The sequence below is a fragment of the Kitasatospora sp. NPDC085895 genome (genome assembly GCF_040702125.1).
Lineage (GTDB): Bacteria > Actinomycetota > Actinomycetes > Streptomycetales > Streptomycetaceae > Kitasatospora > Kitasatospora arboriphila.
In genome coordinates, this window is sequence record NZ_JBFBJY010000015.1 from 52,339 (window position 1) to 69,282 (window position 16,944).

Here is a 16,944-nt window from a genome sequence, read left to right on the forward strand (position 1 = left end):
GGTCCGGGAGTGAAGGATCGGCCCGCGGACCGGCTCGGGGACCGGTGCGGCTCAGGCCTTGGTGCGGACGCCGTCCAGGGCGATGCCGAGCACCCGGTCGCGCTGCTCCTCGTCGGGGAACGCCACCGAGGTGATGCCGGAGACCAGGCGCAGCAGGTCGTCGATGCTCATGTCCGTGCGCACCTCGCCGGCCTCCTGGGCCCGCAGCAGCAGGGGCGTGCCGGCGTCGTACATGGACTGGCGGCAGGCCAGGAAGACGTCGGTCTCCTCGCCCTCGAGTGCTTCGCGGATCGCGCGCTTGGTCATGGCGTAGTCGACGAAGCGGCGCAGCCAGGCGGCCAGGGCCTGCCACGGCGGTTCGCCGGAGACCTCGGCGGCGACCCGCCCGAGGTCGTCGACCTCGTTGGCGTACACCGCCTCGAAGAGGTGCCGGCGGGTGGGGAAGTTGCGGTAGAGGGTGCCGATGCCGACCCCGGCGCGGCGGGCGATGTCCTCCAGGGAGGCGTCGGCGCCGTGTTCGGCGAAGGCCTCGCGGGCGGCGACGAGCAGCGCGTCGAAGTTCCGCGCGGCGTCGGCCCGGCGCGGGCGCTGGGCGGCGAGGAACTCGCTCACCACGATCTGGTCCGGCACGGTGACCTCGTTTCGACGCCCGGATTGAACCGGAGGGGTACCTCCGCTAATGTGGAGGCATGCCTCGACTTTAGCACCGGGGCCTCCGCTTCGGCCTGCCGTCAACGGCCGGCCGTCCCCCGTCCCGTGTCCCGTCGGCCGCCCGCGCGCCGCCGTACGGCACGTCCGTGCACAGCACGTCCGTACCCACAGCCGTTCCCGTGGTCGTCGCACCGCAGTACCCCGCGCCACGACGTCCGAGTCCCCGAGTCCCGAGAAGGTTCGATGAACCGCCAGTCCCATCGCCTCACCTTCGGCGTCCTCGCCACCGGTGCCGGCGTGTTCGCGCTGCTCCAGTCGCTGATCACGCCCGCGCTGCCGATCGTCCAGTCCGCGATGCACACCTCGCAGTCCACCGTCACCTGGGTGATGACCGCCTACCTGCTCTCCGCCTCCGTCTTCACGCCGATCCTCGGCCGGGTCGGCGACATGGTCGGCAAGAAGCGCACGCTGGTCGCGGCCCTCGTCGCCCTGCTGATCGGCTGCCTGGTCGCCGCCCTCGCCCCGAACATCACCGTGCTGATCGTCGCCCGCGTGCTGCAGGGCATCGCCGGTGCGCTCTTCCCGCTCTCCTTCGGCATCATCCGCGACGAGTTCCCGGCCGGCCGGGTGCCCGCCGGCATCAGCAACCTGTCCGCCGTGATCGCGGTCGGCAGCGGCCTCGGCATGGTCCTGGCCGGCCCGATCGTCGGCGCCCTGGACTACCGCTGGCTGTTCTGGTTCCCCGTCATCGTCGTCGCCGCCACGGCCCTGCTGGCCCACCGCTACGTCCCCGAGTCGCCGCACCGCAGCGAAGGCAGCGTCAACTGGCTGTCCTCGGTGCTGCTCTCCGGCTGGCTGGTCGCCCTGCTGCTCCCCGTCAGCCAGGCGGCGAAGTGGGGCTGGGGCTCCACCCCGGTGATCGGCCTGCTCGTCGTCGCCGCCGTCCTCTTCGCACTCTGGGTCGTCGGCGAGACCCGCTCCCGGAACCCGCTGATCGACATGCGCGTGATGCGGCTGCCCGCCGTCCGGACCACCAACGCCGCGGCGCTGCTCTTCGGCGGCGGCATGTACGCGGTGTGGGCGTTCCTCCCCGGCTTCGTCCAGACCCCGGCCTCCGCCGGCTACGGATTCGGCTCCAGCGTCACCGGCGCCGGGCTGCTGATGCTGCCGATGCTGGTCGCGATGTTCGTCTCCGGACTCCTCAGCGGCCGGCTGGCCGGACGCTTCCCGGCCAAGGCACAGCTCGTCACCGGGGCCCTGCTCGGCGCCGCCGCCTGCGCGCTGCTCGCCGTCCGGCATCAGGCGCCCTCGGACGTCGCCCTCGCCGCGGGAGTCTTCGGACTCGGCATCGGCCTGGCCTTCGCCTCGATGAGCAACCTGGTCGTGCAGAGCGTGCCGCCCGAGCAGACCGGCGCGGCGACCGGCATGAACGCCAACATCCGCACCATCGGCGGTTCGATGGGCGCGGCCCTGATGACCGGACTGGTGACCGGCCACCTGCAGGCGAGCGGCCGCCCCTACGAGGCCGGCTACACCCACGGGTTCACCCTGCTGGCGGTGTTCTGCCTGGCGGCCGCGGTGGCCGCGCTCGCGGTGCCGACCCGGCGCAGCGCGCCGTACCCGGTGCCGGTCGCCGCCTCCGTGCCGGAGCGGGAGTCGGTCGGCGGCTGACCGGCCTGACGTCCACGGCGACAGGTGCGCGGCGGGTCCCGGGGCAGTGCGCCCGGACCCGCCGCGCACCTGTCGGCACGGCCGCATCCTGGCTGCGCCATGCCGCGGGGCGGCCATGACATCTGTCACGTCCCCTTGCTGACACGCCGTCGCTACCCGCGGGCGGGCCGCCCTGGGAGAGTGGTGATCATCGCGGGGGCGAGCGGCCCCGGCGGGGACGACACCACGGGGGACACCATGCGGAGCACCGCCACCGGCACCACCACGACGACCGGCACCACCACGACGACCGGCACCACCACGACGACCGGCACCACCACGACGACCGGCACCACCACGACGACCGGCACCGCCGCGACGACCGGCACCGCCGCCGGCGCCGGTGCGGCCGCCGAGGTGCTGCCCACGGTCGGCGAGATGCGGCTGCCCGCCTGGTTCTTCGGGTTCGAGGGCGTCCTCGCCGGTGCCTTCGACCTGCTGCGGGCCTTCCCGTCCGCCTGGCCCGCCCTGGTCGCCCTCGCGGCGGTCAACATCACCGTCTCGCTCACCCTGCTGCGCCGGCGGCTGAAGCTCGCCAAGCTGCTCTGGCGCGGCAAGGGCACCCGCAAGGTGGCGTTCGCGCTGGTGGGCCTGCGGATCGGCACCCACGTCCTGCTGGGCGTCCTCGGCCTCGCCCTGACCTCCGCGTTCGGCCACGTCCTGATGGCCCTGGTGATGGCGGGCATCACCGTCGGCCTGCTGGCGTACGTCCAGCGGACCGCGCTGACCGCCCTGGTCGCCGCCGGCAGGGTCACCGCCTGAGCCCGGGCCGCAGCCCCGTCGACCTTGCCGTCCCGCCGCCCCCGGCACCCGAATCGAGCAACCAATGGTTGCGCATTCGCCGGGGTCGTCGTAGGGTTATCTGCAACCAAAGGTTGCAGATGGAAGGAGCGGCGGCATGGAGGAGTACGGCAGCATCGAGCGGGAGATCCGGGTGGACGCCCCGCCCGAGGTGGTCTACGAGGTCATCAGCACCCCGGAGCACCTGCGGGAGTGGTGGCCCGACGAGGCCGAGCTGAAGCCGGTGCCCGGCGGGACGGGCGTCATCACCTTCGGGGACGGCTCCTCGCCGGACGCCAAGGTGGAGCGGCTCACCGTGGTGGAGGCCGACCCGCCCCGCCGGTTCTCCTTCCGCTGGGTGTACGACGGCCCCGAGGCCCCCGCGCCCGGCAACTCCCTGCTGGTCACCTTCGACCTGGTGCCCGCCGGCGCGGGCACGCTGCTGCGCTTCAGCGAGTCCGGGTTCCGGGAGCGGGGCTGGGAGGCCGCCGTGCTGGAGGAGACCTACCGCGACCACGACAGCGGCTGGAACCGCTTCCTGCCCCGTCTGGTCGGCTACCTCGACCGGCTGGTGGCCGCGCCGTGAACGCCGTCATCGACGACGAGCTCTGGTCGGCGGTCGGCGACCCGATGCGCCGGCGCATGCTCGACCTGCTGCTCACCGAGGGCGGCGGAACGGCGACCACGCTGAGCGGCCGGCTGCCCGTCACCCGGCAGGCCGTCGCCAAGCACCTCGGCGTGCTCGACCGGGTCGGCCTGGTCCACGCCACCCCGTCCGGCCGGGAGCGCCGCTACGAGGTGGACGAGGCCCAACTCGCCCGCGCCGTCGCCCAGCTGTCCTCCGTCGGGGCCGCCTGGGACGCCCGGCTCGGCCGGATCAAGCGGATCGCCGAAGCCGTCCACCGCAGCCAGGAGGGCTGAGCCCTTCACCCACGAGGCGCCGCCCGTCCGCGGCGGCGCGGCCGGATCGCGCCCGGACACCGGGCGCCCACACCGAAATGAGGTGTCGACATGTTCGACATCCTGCACAGGATCGGCGTCACGTCGTCCCCCGAGGCCGTCTACGACGCCCTCACCACGATCGACGGGCTGGCGGGCTGGTGGACGGAGGACACCACCGGCGACAGCGAGGTCGGCGGCGTGGTCCGGTTCCGCTTCCTGCCCGGCGGATTCGACATGAAGGTCCTGGAGACGAAGCCCGCCGAGCGGGTGCTCTGGGAGGTCGTCGACGGCCCCGAGGAGTGGATCGGCACCCAGGTCCGCTTCGAGCTCAAGCAGGAGGACGACTACACCGTCGTCCTGTTCCGGCACCTGGGCTGGCGGGAGCCGGTCGAGTTCATGTACCACTGCAGCACCAAGTGGGCGAGCTACCTGCTGAGCCTCAAGAAGTACGTCGAGACCGGCACGGGCGACCCCGCCCCGCGCGACGTCCGGATCAGCAACTGGCACTGAGCAGCACCGCGGCCGCCGCCCGCCGGACCTGCCGACCGGGGCCGGTGGGCGGCCGTCGCGGGTGTCAGGCCGTCCACGTCCTGAGCCGTGCGGCCACCTCGCGCACGGGCAGCCCCTCCCGGGCCGCCCGTGCGAGCGGGAGCACCGTGTCGAGCCCGGGCTTCACCGGCAGGTTGCACGCGGAGAGGTAGGCCGCGGTGACGGCGGCCGCGTACAGCAGGTTGCGCACCTCCAGGCAGGGGTTGCGCGTGAGCTCGCACAGCAGTGCGGCCGCCTTGTGGTGCGGCTCCGGGTAGACCTCGCGGCCGAGGACCTCGGCGCGGTGCCGCGCCTCCGCGGCGATCGGCACGCCGTAGTCCACGATCTGCGGGTCACCGGGGATCTCCTGCGCCAGCGCGAGGATCCAGGCGAGGTCGACCCTGAGGTTCACGCGGCGTACCCCGGTGCGTCGTGCGGTTCGTGGGCCCCGTGCGGTCCGTGGGCCCCGTGCGTGCCGTGCGCCTCGTGCGGGTTGTGTGCGGCACCGCGGGCGGGCTCGCCGGGGTAGCGGTCCTCGCCGAACTCCTCCTCGAAGGCGTCGGCGTACGCGGCCAGGAACGCCTGGGCACCGGCCAGGAACGCCGCCCGGGACTCGTTGACGTCCTGCTCGATCAGGTCGGCGACGTAGCCCTGCAGGCTCAGGCCCCGGCGCTTGGCCCGCTCCTCGGCCGCCGCCCGGATCTCGTCGTCCAGTCGGATGTTGGTCTGCTTCACCATGTCCGACAGCATAGCTAGCACCTGCTATCGGAGGCTAGCATCCGGGGGCGCGCGGCCGCCGGTTCACCCGGACGCGCCGCGCCGGGATGCCGCGCGGACCGCCGCCGGGCCGGTTCCCTGGAAGGCACGGCCAGGAGGAGGACACGGGTGCTGTTGGAGAACAGGAACGCCGTGATCTACGGCGGCGGCGGTGCGATCGGCGGCGCCGTGGCGCGGGCGTTCGCCGAGGAGGGCGCCCGGGTCCACCTGGTCGGCCGGACGCAGGCCCGGCTGGACCGGGTGGCCGAGGAGATCCGCGCGGCCGGCGGCGCGGCCGAGACGGCGGTCGTGGACGCGCTCGACGAGACCGCCGTCGACCGGCACGCCGACGCGGTCGCCGAACGGTTCGGCGGGATCGACATCTCCTTCGACCTGATCTCCTACGGCGACGTGCACGGCACCCCGCTGGCCGCCATGTCGCCGGAGGACTTCGAACGCCCGGTGGTGAACGCCGTCCGGTCGATGTTCCTCACCGCACGGGCCGCCGCCCGGCACATGATCCCGCAGCGGTCCGGGGTGATCCTCAACTTCGGCGGCGACGGCGGCCACGACCCGATCCGCGACTACTTCATCGGCGGCTTCCAAGTGGCCCTGGAGGCGACCGGCACCCTGCGCCGCCAGCTCGCCGCCGAACTCGGCCCGCACGGCATCCGCGTGGTGACCCTGCACACCGGCGGCATCCCCGAGACCGTCCCGGCCTCCGAGCCGGCCCGCGACGCGATCACCGAGATGATCGTCGGCAAGACCATGCTCGGCCGCGCCGCGAACCTCGCGGACGTCGGCCGGGTCGCCGCCTTCCTCGCCTCGGACGGAGCCGCCAGCATCACCGCGGCCTCGGTCAACATCACCTGCGGCGCGGTGGCGGACTGACACCCCCGCGGCCTGACACCCCCGCGGACCGACACCCCCTCGGCCCCGCGAAGTTTTACCGAACGGTCGACCAACGGCCCCGCCCGTCCGGATAGGTTCCAGGCAATCCCGAAAACCGCATCGGACGCCCCGCACGGGGGCGTGCCGCCGAGGAGGCCTGCCGTGACCGCGATCGACCCGACCCCCGCCCACCCGACCCCCGCCCACCCGATGCCCGTCGCCCCGGTGCCCGTCGACCTGACCGCGGCGGCCGCCGCGCTGCCCGACGCCTGGAGCTCCCGTCTGCTCGGGCACGTGGGCAGCGCCGCCGTGAAGGTCCTCCGGATGGACGGGCAGCCGCTCGACGTCGAACACCACCCCACCGCCGAAGCCCTGCTGGTCCTCGACGGCCGGCTCGAACTCGTCGTGGACGGCGCCGGAACCACCGTCGGCCCGGGCGGCCTGGCCTGGGTCCCCGCCGGAGCGCGGCACGCCGTCCGCCCCGGCAGCCGCGGCACACTGGTCATCGTCGAGGTGCCCGAGGGGTGACCCCCGGTCACCGACCCGGCCGAACGAAGGGACGCCATGCCGACGGCGCAGCAATGGATCGACTCACTCGGTCTGGAACCGCACGTGGAGGGCGGCTACTTCCGGCGCACCCACCAGGCCGACCACCGGCCCGCGGTGCGGACCCCGGCCGGCGAACGGTTCGCCGTGACCGCCATCCACTACCTGCTGACGCACTGGTCGCCGATCGGGCACTGGCACCTCAACCGTTCCGACATCCTGCACTTCCACCACCACGGCGACCCGATCACCTACCACCTGCTCCACCCCGACGGCCGGTACGAGAGCGCCGTCCTCGGCCAGGACCCGGGCCGCGGCCAACTCCTCACGCTCGCCGTCCCGGGCGGCGTCTGGAAGGCCTCCCACCTCACGGCCGGCGACCACGGCCTGATCAGCGAGGCCGTGGTGCCCGGCTTCGACTACGCCGACATGACCCTCGGCCGGGTCGAGGACCTCCTGCGGCGCTTCCCCGGCCACGAGGAACTCGTCCGCCGCTACTGCCACCCGGCCTGACCGCAGCGGACCCCGGGGGCGCGGAAGTCGTACCGAACCCTCGCTCGGACGGTCACCCCACGCGCCCCTGGGAGTGGGCCCGCACGCCCTCGGTCACCGGACCCGCGGGCGCAGGGCCAGGGCGATCGGGGTGCCGAGGGCGCAGGCCAGTGCGCAGACCGTCCAGACCGCCGTGTACGCGCCCTCCCGCGGGACGCCCTGCCGCAGCAGCAGGGCGTCCAGCACGGCAGCCGCCCCCGCGCCCGCGGCGGCGCCCGCCAGCGACTTGAGGGTGTTGTAGACACCGGTGCCGATCCCCGTCAGGTCGCGGGGCAGACGCCGCATCAGCAGACCCGGCAGCAGGCTCAGACCCAGCCCTGCGCCGAACCCGCAGACCGCACCGGGAACGGCGAACTGCCAGACGGCGTGGTGCCCCGCCGCGATCGCCGCGTAGCCGGCGGCGCACAGCCCGAAGCCCACCGCGAGGACTCCCGCTGCGCCGTACCGGCGGGCGAGACGGTCGGCGACGACCGCCCCCGTCATCGCGGCCACGGTCTGCGGCAGGTACAGCAGCCCCAACTGCAGCGGCACCGCGCCGAGTCCGTAGCCGGTCTCCGCCGGGTCCGCCACCTCGAAGGCCAGGGTCGGGCCCTGCGCGCCGTACAGGGCGCAGCCCAGCAGGAAGCTGAGCGCGAAGACCGGCGCCGTGGCGCGCCGGGCCAGCAGCCGGACGTCCACCATCGGCCGGTCGGCGCGCAGTTCGTGCCGGACGAACAGCGCCAGCAGCACCGGCCCGAGCACCAGCAGCAGCACGGCCGCGGCACCCGGCAGCACGGCACTGCCGCCGAGGCCGGCCAGCAGCAGGGTCAGACCGAGGGAGAGCAGCGCCGCACCGGGCCAGTCGATCCGGCCGTGCGCCCGGGTCCGCGAGTCCGGGACGAACCACCACACCACCGGCAGTGCGAGCAGCGGCAGCACCGCGAGCGCCCACAGCAGCGGACGGGTGGCACCGTCGCCCGTGCCGAGGCCGCCGACGGCGAGCGCGCCGAGGGTCGAGCCGACGGTGAGCGAACCGACCAGCGGGCCGACCGCCCGGCCGCCGCGCTCCTCGCCGAGGCCGTCGCGCAGGATCGCGAACTCCAGCGGCAGCCAGCAGGCCAGTAACCCGGACAGGGCGCGGCCGAGGAGCAGCAGCGGCAGGTCCGGGGCGAGTGCCGTGCACGCGGCGCCGAGCAGGGTCAGCAGCACGGTGACGCGCAGCAGCAGCCGGTGGCCGTGCAGGTCGCCCAGCCGGGAGGTGAGCGGCACCGCGACGCCGGACACCAGGAACTCGACGCCGAGCGCGAGGCTCAGGTCACCGGCGTCGAGGGGCAACCGTTCGCCGAGGCGCGGCAGCAGGATCGGGAAGCCGCCCTGCAGGACGCCGCTGGCGAACTCCACCAGGACGAGCAGCGGGACGGTCGCCCGGACGGCCGTCCGGACGGGGGTGACCGCAAGGGGGACGGTCTCGGTCATGGGCACATCCGTGGGGGCCGGAGGGGCGGTGGGGGTGGCCGTAAGGATGGCTAACCTGGGGGTCCACGAGCCCGAGCCGCACGATTTCGCGCCTGCGGCCCTCCCCGCGCAAGGATCGGCCATGATCGACGAGCTGGACCTGGCCCTGGTGGACGCGCTGCGGGTGGACCCGCGGGCCCCCTGGTCCCGGCTGGCGGGACCGCTCGGCGTCGACCCGGCGACCCTGTCCCGCCGCTGGGCCAAGCTGGAGGCGGACGGCGACGCCTGGGTCACCTGCTACCCGTCGGCGGACCGGATCGGCCGCGGCCTCACCGCCCTGATCGAGGTCGAGTGCTCCTCCGGCCGGGTCGCCGAGGTCGCCCACGCCCTGTCCGGGCACCCGCAGATCGCCTCGGTCGAGGTCGTCACCGGCAGCGCCGACCTGCTGCTCACCGTCGGCGCCGCCGACCCGGGCGCCCTCGCCGGGCACCTGCTGGAACAGATCTGCGCCGTGCCCGGGATCGGGCGCACCCGGACGTCCCTCGTCGAACGGACCGTCCGCGAGGGCAGCCGGTGGAGCGGCGGCGCCCTCGACGCCGAACAGCGCCGCGCCATCGCCGAACCGCCCGGCGAGCTCCGCAGCCCCCGCGGCGGCCGGCAGATCGAGGAGGACCTCGCCCTGATGCAGGCCCTCGGCGGCGACGGGCGCATGCCGTACGCCGAACTCGCCGAACGGACCGGCCTGCCCGCCACCACCGTCCGCCGCCGGCTCGCCGAACTCCGCGACTCCGGACGGCTCGTGCTGCGCTGCGACGCCTCCCCGAGGGTCACCGGCAACCCGCTCGCCGTGCTGCTCTGGCTGGAGGTGCCGCCCGCCCGGCTGGAGGAGGCCGCCGGCTGGCTGGCCGGCCTGCCGCAGGCCAGGATGTGCGCGGTGACCGTCGGCCGGGCCAACCTCGCGCTCTACCTGATGGTCCGCCGGCTCCCGGACCTGCGGCGGCTGGAGGAGGAACTCGCCCGGCGCTTCGACCGGCTGCGGGTCCGCGACCGGCTGGTGACCCTGCGCACCGTCAAACTCGTCGGCCGGCTGCTCACCCCGGACGGCCGGGCGCACGGCTACGTCCCCATCGACCCGTGGCCCGCCGGCCCGCCCGGGGAGTGATCCCGGGCGGCCCGACGGGCCACGGCACGCGCCGAGCAGCCGCGGGTCAGCCGCGCTCCAGACGGCCGAGCGCCAGCGCCGCCAGCAGGGCCGCCGCGTCCGGCAGCACCGCGTCGTCGAACTCGGCCTGCGCCGAGTGGTTGTACGCCGCCGTGAAGGGGTCGCGCCCGGGCGGGCAGGCACCGAGCATCAGGTACGCCCCCGGTACCAGCTGCGCCAGCACACCGAAGTCCTCCGAGCCGGCCAGCGGACGCGGCATCTCCACGTACCGGTCGTCACCGAGCAACCGCCGCGCGGTGTCCGCGGCGAAGGCAGCCTCCGCGGTGTCGTTCACCGTCACCGGGTAGCCCGGCTCGACGACCGCCGTCACCTCCGTGCCGTGCGCCTCGCCGACACCCCGCACCACCCGCACCGCCTCCTCGACCACCCGCTCGCGCGCCTCCGGCGAGAAGGAGCGGACCGTCGCCGCGAACACCGCCTCGTCCGGGATCACGTTCTCCACCGTCCCCGCGTGGAAGGTGCCCACCGTCACCACCACCGGGTCGAACGCGTCGAACCGCCGGGTCACCATCGTCTGCAGCGCGAGCACCGCCTCGCAGGCCGCCGGGACGGGGTCCAGTGCCAGGTGCGGACTCGATCCGTGGCCGCCGCGGCCCCGCACCGTCACCCGGAGCGTGTCCGAGGCCGCCATGATCGGCCCCGGCCGGCTCGCCACCCAGCCGCCCGGCAGCAGCGCCGCCCCCACGTGCAGCGCGTACGCCGCCACCACCCGCTCGCCGGCCGCGTCCAGCACCCCCTCGTCGACCATCAGCGCGGCCCCGCCCCCGCCCTCCTCACCCGGCTGGAACATGAACACCACGCTGCCCGCCAACTCCTCCCGCCGCTCGGCCAGCAGCCGGGCCGCGCCCACCAGCGCGGCGGTGTGCAGGTCGTGACCGCAGGCGTGCATCACCCCCGGCACCTGCGAGGCGTACGGCAGTTCGGCCGCCTCCTGCACCGGCAGGGCGTCCAGATCGGCACGCAGCAGCACCGCCGGGCCCGGACGGCCGCCGCGCAGCACCGCCGTCACCGAGCTCAGCTTCTCGCCGAGGGACACCTCCAGCGGCAGCCCCTCCAGGGCGGCCAGCACCCGAGCCCGGGTCAGCGGCAGATCGAGCCCGATCTCGGGCTCGCGGTGCAGCGCCCGCCGCAGCTCCACCAGACCGGGCCGCAGCCCTTCGGCCGACTCGCGCAGCGCGGACAGGTGAACGGGAGCCGACATGGCCACTCCTCCGGGGTAGACGGTCCCCGAATGGTCCCCCCGCAGGACGCCCCGCCCGCCGCAACCGCACGGAACCTGCGCCCGCCACCACCCGCACGCACGATTCCGCCGACCACCCTCCGGCGCGGACCGCCCGCGGCGCATGACAGCATGCCGGGATGACCACGAGCGAACCGCGGACCACGGCCGAGGCGGTGGAGGAACTGCGCACCATCGCCCAGGGATGGGCCGACGGCCGGCGCGGCAACACGACGCAGCTGATCCGCGCGGCCGACCGCGCCCTGTGGGCCGGGGTGGACGCGCCCTCACTCGCACCGCTCGCCGAGCTGCTCAGCACCGAACGCGACCTCGCCGCGGAGCTGTTCGGCCGGGTCACCGACGAACTCGGCTTCGGCCTGCCACCCGCCGACGGCGGCCCCGGCGGCCTGCTGCTGGCCCGCTGGTGGGCCGCCGAGATCGTCGCCGGCCGCCTCGACCCCCACGAGGGCGCCACCCTCATCGTCGAGGACGTCGTCGAACTCCACGGCGCACGAGAGGAACTGACCCCCATGCTCGACGCGGTACGCGACCTCTGGAGCGACCGTCCCCCCGGCCCCTCCCGCGCCGAGTCCGACGCCCGCCTCACCCGGGCCGCCCGCGAACTCCTCACCCGCATCCCGGACCCGAGAGGGTGAGCCGGGTGGCGCCCCCACGCGCCCTGGGCCGACCACCCGACCGGTGGGGACGGCGCACGCGAGCCGACCGCCTCCCTGCACCGATGCACCGTGACACTCTGTCGGCCCGGTCCTGGGCCTCGCTCGTGCTGCGGCGCGGCCGTACCGACCACACCCCCTGCCCCGGCCGGCCCTGAGCCGCGGGCCGTGGGACACGGTCAGCCGCGGGTGAGGAGCCGGCGCAGACCGTACGCGGCGGCGCCGGCGGCGAGCACCGCGGCGCCCTGCAGGACCGAGGCGGCCGGCAGGGCGAAGGCCAGGACCAGGCAGCCGGCGGCGCCGACCAGCGGGACGGCGCGCGGCGGGCGGCCCTCGGCCGGGGCGAGGGTGAGGGCGGAGGCGTTGGCGACGGCGTAGTAGACGAGCACGCCGAAGGAGGAGAAGCCGATCGCGCCGCGGACGTCCGCCGTGGCGGCGAGGACGGCGACCACCGTGCCCACGGCGAGTTCGGCGCGGTGCGGGACGTGGAAGCGCGGGTGGACGGCGGCCAGTGCGTGCGGCAGGTGCCGGTCGCGGGCCATCGCGAGGGTGGTGCGGGAGACGCCGAGGATCAGGGCCAGCAGGGAGCCGAGCGCGGCGACGGCCGCACCCGCCCGGACCACCGGGACGAGTCCGGGGGCGCCCGCCGCCCGGACGGCGTCCGCGAGCGGGGCGGTGGTGGCGGCGAGGGCGTCCGGACCGAGCACCGCCAGGGCGGCGAGGGCGACCAGGGTGTAGACGACGAGCGTGACCGCCAGGGCGAGGGTGACGGCCCGGGGGACGGTCCGGGCGGGGTCGCGCACCTCCTCGCCGAGGGTGGCGATCCGCGCGTAGCCGGCGAAGGCGAAGAACAGCAGGGCCGCCGCCTGCAGCACGCCCTGCGGCCCGGCGTCCGCGCCGACCGCCCAGTGGGCGGGATCGGCGGTGCCGCCGGACAGGCAGGCCGTCACCACCGCGGCCAGCACCGCCAGCACGACGGCGACGATCGCCCGGGTCAGCCGGGCGGCCTTCTGCACCCCGACGTAGTTCACCGCGGTCAGCGCCACCACGGCCGCCACCGCCACGGCGTGCGTCTGCGCGGGCCACAGGTAGGCGCCCACCGTCAGCGCCATCGCCGCGCAGGACGCGGTCTTGCCGACCACGAACGCCCAGCCGGCCAGGTACCCCCAGAACGGCCCGAGCCGCTCGCGGCCGTACACGTAGGTGCCGCCCGAGGCCGGGTAACGGGCGGCCAGGCGGGCGGAGGAGGTGGCGTTGCAGTACGCCACCGCCCCGGCGAGGGCGAGGCCGGGCAGAAGCCCGGAGCCGGCGGCCGCGGCCGCCGGGGCGAGTGCGGCGAAGACGCCGGCGCCGATCATCGACCCGAGGCCGATCACCACGGCGTCGAACAGGCCCAGGTGCCGTTGGAGCCCGGCCTGCCCGGCCGGTGCGGTCGACATGCTCATCGTTCTCTCCCCCTGGGACTGGTCGGACCGCGCCGCACAATAGACGACCTCGGTGTACGGCTGCCGAACGGGCCCGCCCCGGGGCCGTGCGAACCCTTCTCAGACGCCGGCGGCGACGAGCACCGCGTCGGTGCCGAAGCCGAGCAGCAGCCCGAGCAGGATCATCCAGGCGGTCAGCTCCTTGGCGCCGGCCCGCCGGGCGACGGCCAGCAGCTCGATCACCACGTAGAGGATCGAGCCGGCGGCCAGGCCGAGGAAGGCGACGCCGACCGTCTCGTCGACCACCCGCTGGCCGATCAGGGTGCCGACGAAGGTCGGGCCGCCGGCGATCACCCCGAGCACCGCCAGGCCGCCCCAGGACGGCCGTTCGCCCGCGGCCGCCAGCGGCGCGACGATCCCGAATCCCTCCGTCGCGTTGTGCAGGCCGAAGCCGATCACCAGCAGGACGGCGAGCGAGATGTCGCCCTGCGCGGCCGAGTTGCCGATCGCGAGGCCCTCGGCGAAGTTGTGCAGGCCGATCCCGGTGGCGATCATCAGGGCGAGGCCGGCGGCGTGCGAGCGGGCGCCGACGGCCCGTTCGGTGGCCGCCGCGGCACCGGGGCCGGGGGAGCGGGGCGGGGCCGCCGCGTTCCGGCGGGCCGCCCACCGTTCGTAGCGGACGAGCCCCAGCAGGCCGACCGCCAGCCCCGCGGCCAGCACCAGGCCGTTCTGTGCCGCCGTCCCCCAGTGGTGCGCGGACAGCGCCTCGTCGGTGGGCTCCCAGGCCGCGCCGAGGATGTCCCAGAGCAGGAACAGCAGGACACCGATCGCGACGGCGTTCAGCGCGGCGCGCAGACGTGGCGCGGGCCGGCGCAGGCGGGCCACCGGCAGTCCCAGGAAGACGGTGACACCCGCGACGGCGCCGAGCAGGGCGATCTGCGGACCGGACATCGGACACCCTCCGGGAGGACGCGGCGGCGGACGGCCCCGGGTCGACTGTGGTTAGCCTCACCTAAGGGGCGTCGTCTCCAGCCTGCCGTCCGCCGCGCCGGCCCGCACCTCCGCCGGTCCGCACCTCCGCCCGCCGGTTCCGCAGGTTCGTTCCGCCGACTGACAACCTTTCCGCCCCTCCGGCGCGTGTGAGGAGCGTGAGTCGATCAACGAGAGACGCCGACTACGCGGCCTTCGTGCAAGCCGCCTGGCAGCGCCACCTGGCAGCGCCACCTGCGGACCGCCGAACTGCTGACCGGCGACCCGCACCGCGGTGAGGACCTGCTGCAGGACTGCCTGGTCAAGCTGTACGTGCGATGGCCCCGGTTGGCCGCGGACCCGCACGCCTACCTGCGGCGGATGCTGGCCAACGGCAGCATCAGCCGCTGGCGCCGCCGTCGCCGCGAACTGCTCACCGCCGAGACCCCCGACACCGCCGACCCGACAGGCGACCCCGCCGGGCGGGGCCTGGGGCCGGACGGCGAACTGCGCCGCGCCCTGCTCGCCCTGCCCGACCGGCAGCGGGCCGTGGTGGTGCTGCGGTACGTCGAGGACCTCAGCGAGAAGGAGACCGCCGCCGTGCTCGGCTGCACGGTCGGCTCGGTCAAGAGCCACAACTCCAGGGCCATGGCGCGGCTGCGCGCGGCCCTGCCCGAGCGCCAGGAGGCCGCACCGTGACGAACCCGCAGGACGAACTGATCGAGGCGATCAGGACACTGTCCGGCCCCGTGCCGGCCCGGCCGGCCCCGGTCGGCGCACTGCTGCTCCGCGGGCACCGGGCCCGCCGGACCCGGCTCGTGACGCGCACCGCGATCGGCGCCGGGGCCTTCGCCCTCGCGGCCGCCGCGGTCGGGGTGTTCCCGCCCTTCGCCGGAGGGTCCGCGGCGGGGCCGGCGTCGCCCGCGTCGGGGGCGCGCGGCACCGGGTACCGGGTCACCCTGACGTACACCGTGGAGGGCCCGGGGCGTCCCGACCGCTTCCCGCCGCCCCAGACCTACCGGGGTGCGGCCGATCCCGCCTCGCACCGGGCCCAGCTGGCCTGGGAGGGCGGCGGGACGGAGTGGCGCATCCTCGGCGCGGAGGAGTTCAACCGGACGGGCGGCCGGCCCTGGCACGCGGGCAATCCGCCGGTCGGTCCGCGCGGCACCCTCCCCACCGCCGGCCTCGTCGCCGTGCAGCCCCAGGAGCTCCTCGCCGAACTGCGCTCCCGCGGCACCGTCACCCGCACCGCGGGCTCCGGCGGCAGCGAGACGTACGACTTCTCCTACGTCTCGCACGACTCCCCGTACACCGGGGAGCGGGGGACGGGCGACAACACCGTGACCGGCCGGGTCGAACTGATCGGCGGCCGGTACCGGTCCGTCACCGTGCAGACCGTCCTCACCGGCCGAACCGGGGACGCCGACCCCGAGCCGGTCGTCCGGCGGACGGTGATCGACTTCTTTGACTACGGCATCCCGGTGTCCGTCGAGCGGCCCCCGCTCGGCGGCTGACCGGCCGCGCCGCGGCTGCGCCGGGGCGCCGCCGGCCCTGCGGAGTCGGCCGCTCCCGCGCAGGGGACGGGAGCGGCCGGCCGCGGTCAGCCGCAGGCGCAGCCCGCGGCGGCGGTGTCGGCGGCGGCGTCGGAGGCCGTGCCGCAGCAGGCGGCCTGGCCGTCGGCACCCTTGGTGAGCGTGTCGGCGTCGGCCTTCACGACGTACACCTCCCAGGGCTCCTGGCCGGGGCCGTGCACCCACACCTTGTCCTGGAGGGCGTAGCAGCAGGAGGTGTCGTTCTCCTCGAAGGTGGCGAGGCCGGCCTCCTTGAGCCGGCCGGTGGCGGCGGCGACCTGCTCGGTGGTCGTGACCTCGACGCCGAGGTGGTCGAGGCGGGTGGCCTCGCCGGCCTCGCCCTCGATGAGGACGAGCTTGAGCGGGGGCTCGGTGACGGCGAAGTTGGCGTAGCCGGGGCGGCGCTTGGCGGGCCCGGTCCCGAAGAGCTTGGAGTAGAAGGCGACGGAGCCTTCGAGGTCGGCGACGCGCAGGGCGAGCTGAACACGGGACATGGCGGTCTCCCCGATCCGAGGTGTTGTATCGACGGCTGTCGATACAGATGAGCTTGCCCCCCTGAATCGATGAATGTCAACATAGGCGCATGTCGAAATCAGGGCTGGTCGTCCTCGGCCGGGGCGACGCGGCGGCCTGCTGCGGGCGCTGCTCGCCTCCACCGACGCGGCCGGCATCCGGACGGTGCAGTCCGGCGTCTTCCCGGAGAACACCGCCGGCCTCGCCCTGCACGCCAGGGCCGGCTTCCGGGTCGTCGGCACCCGCGAGCGCCTCGGCCGTCGGGACGGCCGCTGGCGCGACGTCGTCCTGCTGGAGCGCCGCAGCCCGGTCGTGGGCTGACAGGGGCCCGGCGCCGGCACCTCGTGCGGGCCCGGTACACTCGAGGTGCGAAGGGGAGTAGTCCCGAAACACCGGCAGGTCGACACACTGGACGCCCGCACACCAGCGGACGGCCCGGCCGCCGGGCCGCAGCACCTCCGGGTGGTGCGGCGGACGAGACCTTCGGCAAGGCATGACCGACGCCCGCACCCGCGGGGGTCCATTCGTCGTGCCGGGCCGAGGCGTCCTCCCGGACCACCCA

20 protein-coding genes and 1 pseudogene are annotated in these 16,944 nt (G+C 75.2%); 13 read left to right on the forward strand and 8 right to left on the reverse strand.

Annotation, left to right across the window (positions count from 1 at the left end):
• Positions 1 to 51: 51 nt before the first annotated feature.
• Positions 52 to 630, reverse strand: coding sequence for a helix-turn-helix domain-containing protein (locus AB0442_RS12565; protein WP_344624677.1), 579 nt, complete (start codon positions 628 to 630; stop codon positions 52 to 54).
• Between the two features lie 264 nt (positions 631 to 894).
• On the opposite strand from AB0442_RS12565, the gene AB0442_RS12570 reads away from it, so the two are divergent.
• The 5 genes from AB0442_RS12570 (at position 895) to AB0442_RS12590 (ending at position 4,593) form a co-directional block, all read left to right on the forward strand.
• The gene (locus AB0442_RS12570) at positions 895 to 2,322 is read left to right on the forward strand and encodes an MFS transporter (RefSeq protein WP_366162497.1); all 1,428 of its coding nucleotides are present in this window, start codon (positions 895 to 897) and stop codon (positions 2,320 to 2,322) included.
• Positions 2,323 to 2,502: 180 nt separating this feature from the next.
• Positions 2,503 to 3,123 carry a hypothetical protein gene (locus AB0442_RS12575; RefSeq protein ID WP_366162498.1) on the forward strand — a complete coding sequence of 207 codons (621 nt, stop codon included), beginning with the start codon at positions 2,503 to 2,505 and terminating at the stop codon, positions 3,121 to 3,123.
• Between the two features lie 136 nt (positions 3,124 to 3,259).
• A complete protein-coding gene (locus AB0442_RS12580; RefSeq protein ID WP_366162500.1) occupies positions 3,260 to 3,727 on the forward strand; it encodes an SRPBCC family protein in 468 nt (155 codons plus the stop codon).
• Positions 3,724 to 4,062: a helix-turn-helix domain-containing protein gene (locus tag AB0442_RS12585; protein WP_366162501.1), complete on the forward strand. Its 339-nt coding sequence runs from the start codon at positions 3,724 to 3,726 to the stop codon at positions 4,060 to 4,062. Before AB0442_RS12580 ends, AB0442_RS12585 begins: the two co-directional genes overlap by 4 nt.
• Positions 4,063 to 4,152: 90 nt before the next feature.
• Positions 4,153 to 4,593, forward strand: a complete 441-nt coding sequence (locus AB0442_RS12590) for an SRPBCC domain-containing protein (protein WP_366162502.1) — start codon at positions 4,153 to 4,155, stop codon at positions 4,591 to 4,593.
• A 64-nt stretch (positions 4,594 to 4,657) separates the two neighbouring features.
• Here AB0442_RS12590 and AB0442_RS12595 read toward each other — a convergent pair whose 3' ends face one another.
• Complete coding sequence (locus AB0442_RS12595; RefSeq protein ID WP_366162503.1) at positions 4,658 to 5,023, reverse strand: hypothetical protein; 366 nt, start codon at positions 5,021 to 5,023, stop codon at positions 4,658 to 4,660.
• Positions 5,020 to 5,349, reverse strand: a complete 330-nt coding sequence (locus AB0442_RS12600) for a CopG family transcriptional regulator (protein WP_366162505.1) — start codon at positions 5,347 to 5,349, stop codon at positions 5,020 to 5,022. The genes AB0442_RS12595 and AB0442_RS12600 overlap by 4 nt, the downstream gene beginning before the upstream one ends.
• Before the next feature lie 147 nt (positions 5,350 to 5,496).
• Here AB0442_RS12600 and AB0442_RS12605 point away from each other — a divergent pair, with 147 nt between their 5' ends.
• The 3 genes from AB0442_RS12605 to AB0442_RS12615 all read left to right on the forward strand — a co-directional run bounded on the left by AB0442_RS12605 (position 5,497) and on the right by AB0442_RS12615 (position 7,317).
• On the forward strand, positions 5,497 to 6,258 hold the full coding sequence (locus AB0442_RS12605) for an SDR family oxidoreductase (protein ID WP_366162507.1): 762 nt from the start codon (positions 5,497 to 5,499) through the stop codon (positions 6,256 to 6,258).
• Positions 6,259 to 6,468: 210 nt separating this feature from the next.
• The gene (locus AB0442_RS12610; protein ID WP_366162600.1) at positions 6,469 to 6,786 is read left to right on the forward strand and encodes a cupin domain-containing protein; all 318 of its coding nucleotides are present in this window, start codon (positions 6,469 to 6,471) and stop codon (positions 6,784 to 6,786) included.
• A 36-nt stretch (positions 6,787 to 6,822) separates the two neighbouring features.
• Positions 6,823 to 7,317, forward strand: a complete 495-nt coding sequence (locus tag AB0442_RS12615) for a cupin domain-containing protein (RefSeq protein ID WP_366162509.1) — start codon at positions 6,823 to 6,825, stop codon at positions 7,315 to 7,317.
• 93 nt (positions 7,318 to 7,410) lie between these two features.
• Here the strand turns inward: AB0442_RS12615 and AB0442_RS12620 are convergent, their stop codons facing one another.
• A complete protein-coding gene (locus AB0442_RS12620; protein ID WP_366162510.1) occupies positions 7,411 to 8,811 on the reverse strand; it encodes an MFS transporter in 1,401 nt (466 codons plus the stop codon).
• A gap of 121 nt (positions 8,812 to 8,932) precedes the next feature.
• Between AB0442_RS12620 and AB0442_RS12625 the strand changes: the two genes are divergently transcribed.
• Positions 8,933 to 9,952, forward strand: coding sequence for an Lrp/AsnC family transcriptional regulator (locus AB0442_RS12625; RefSeq protein WP_366162511.1), 1,020 nt, complete (start codon positions 8,933 to 8,935; stop codon positions 9,950 to 9,952).
• A gap of 46 nt (positions 9,953 to 9,998) precedes the next feature.
• On the opposite strand, the gene AB0442_RS12630 is transcribed toward AB0442_RS12625, so the two are convergent.
• The gene (locus AB0442_RS12630; RefSeq protein WP_366162513.1) at positions 9,999 to 11,213 is read right to left on the reverse strand and encodes a M20 family metallopeptidase; all 1,215 of its coding nucleotides are present in this window, start codon (positions 11,211 to 11,213) and stop codon (positions 9,999 to 10,001) included.
• Between the two features lie 158 nt (positions 11,214 to 11,371).
• Here AB0442_RS12630 and AB0442_RS12635 point away from each other — a divergent pair, with 158 nt between their 5' ends.
• Positions 11,372 to 11,887 (forward strand): hypothetical protein, encoded by a 516-nt coding sequence (locus AB0442_RS12635; RefSeq protein ID WP_366162514.1) that lies wholly within the window; start codon positions 11,372 to 11,374, stop codon positions 11,885 to 11,887.
• Between the two features lie 197 nt (positions 11,888 to 12,084).
• Here AB0442_RS12635 and AB0442_RS12640 read toward each other — a convergent pair whose 3' ends face one another.
• Positions 12,085 to 13,350: an APC family permease gene (locus tag AB0442_RS12640; RefSeq protein ID WP_366162515.1), complete on the reverse strand. Its 1,266-nt coding sequence runs from the start codon at positions 13,348 to 13,350 to the stop codon at positions 12,085 to 12,087.
• 99 nt (positions 13,351 to 13,449) lie between these two features.
• On the reverse strand, positions 13,450 to 14,280 hold the full coding sequence (locus AB0442_RS12645; RefSeq protein ID WP_366162517.1) for a ZIP family metal transporter: 831 nt from the start codon (positions 14,278 to 14,280) through the stop codon (positions 13,450 to 13,452).
• Positions 14,281 to 14,571: 291 nt separating this feature from the next.
• Between AB0442_RS12645 and AB0442_RS12650 the strand changes: the two genes are divergently transcribed.
• Together AB0442_RS12650 and AB0442_RS12655 are read left to right on the forward strand one after the other, a co-directional pair.
• Complete coding sequence (locus tag AB0442_RS12650; protein ID WP_366162601.1) at positions 14,572 to 14,997, forward strand: SigE family RNA polymerase sigma factor; 426 nt, start codon at positions 14,572 to 14,574, stop codon at positions 14,995 to 14,997.
• Entirely contained in the window at positions 14,994 to 15,812 is an 819-nt protein-coding gene (locus tag AB0442_RS12655) for a hypothetical protein (RefSeq protein ID WP_366162518.1), read from the forward strand. The genes AB0442_RS12650 and AB0442_RS12655 overlap by 4 nt, the downstream gene beginning before the upstream one ends.
• A gap of 86 nt (positions 15,813 to 15,898) precedes the next feature.
• On the opposite strand, the gene AB0442_RS12660 is transcribed toward AB0442_RS12655, so the two are convergent.
• Complete coding sequence (locus tag AB0442_RS12660) at positions 15,899 to 16,363, reverse strand: ArsI/CadI family heavy metal resistance metalloenzyme (protein ID WP_366162519.1); 465 nt, start codon at positions 16,361 to 16,363, stop codon at positions 15,899 to 15,901.
• 136 nt (positions 16,364 to 16,499) lie between these two features.
• Here AB0442_RS12660 and AB0442_RS12665 point away from each other — a divergent pair.
• Positions 16,500 to 16,703 (forward strand): annotated as a pseudogene (locus AB0442_RS12665) (N-acetyltransferase); the annotation flags it as partial.
• Positions 16,704 to 16,944 lie beyond the last annotated feature (241 nt).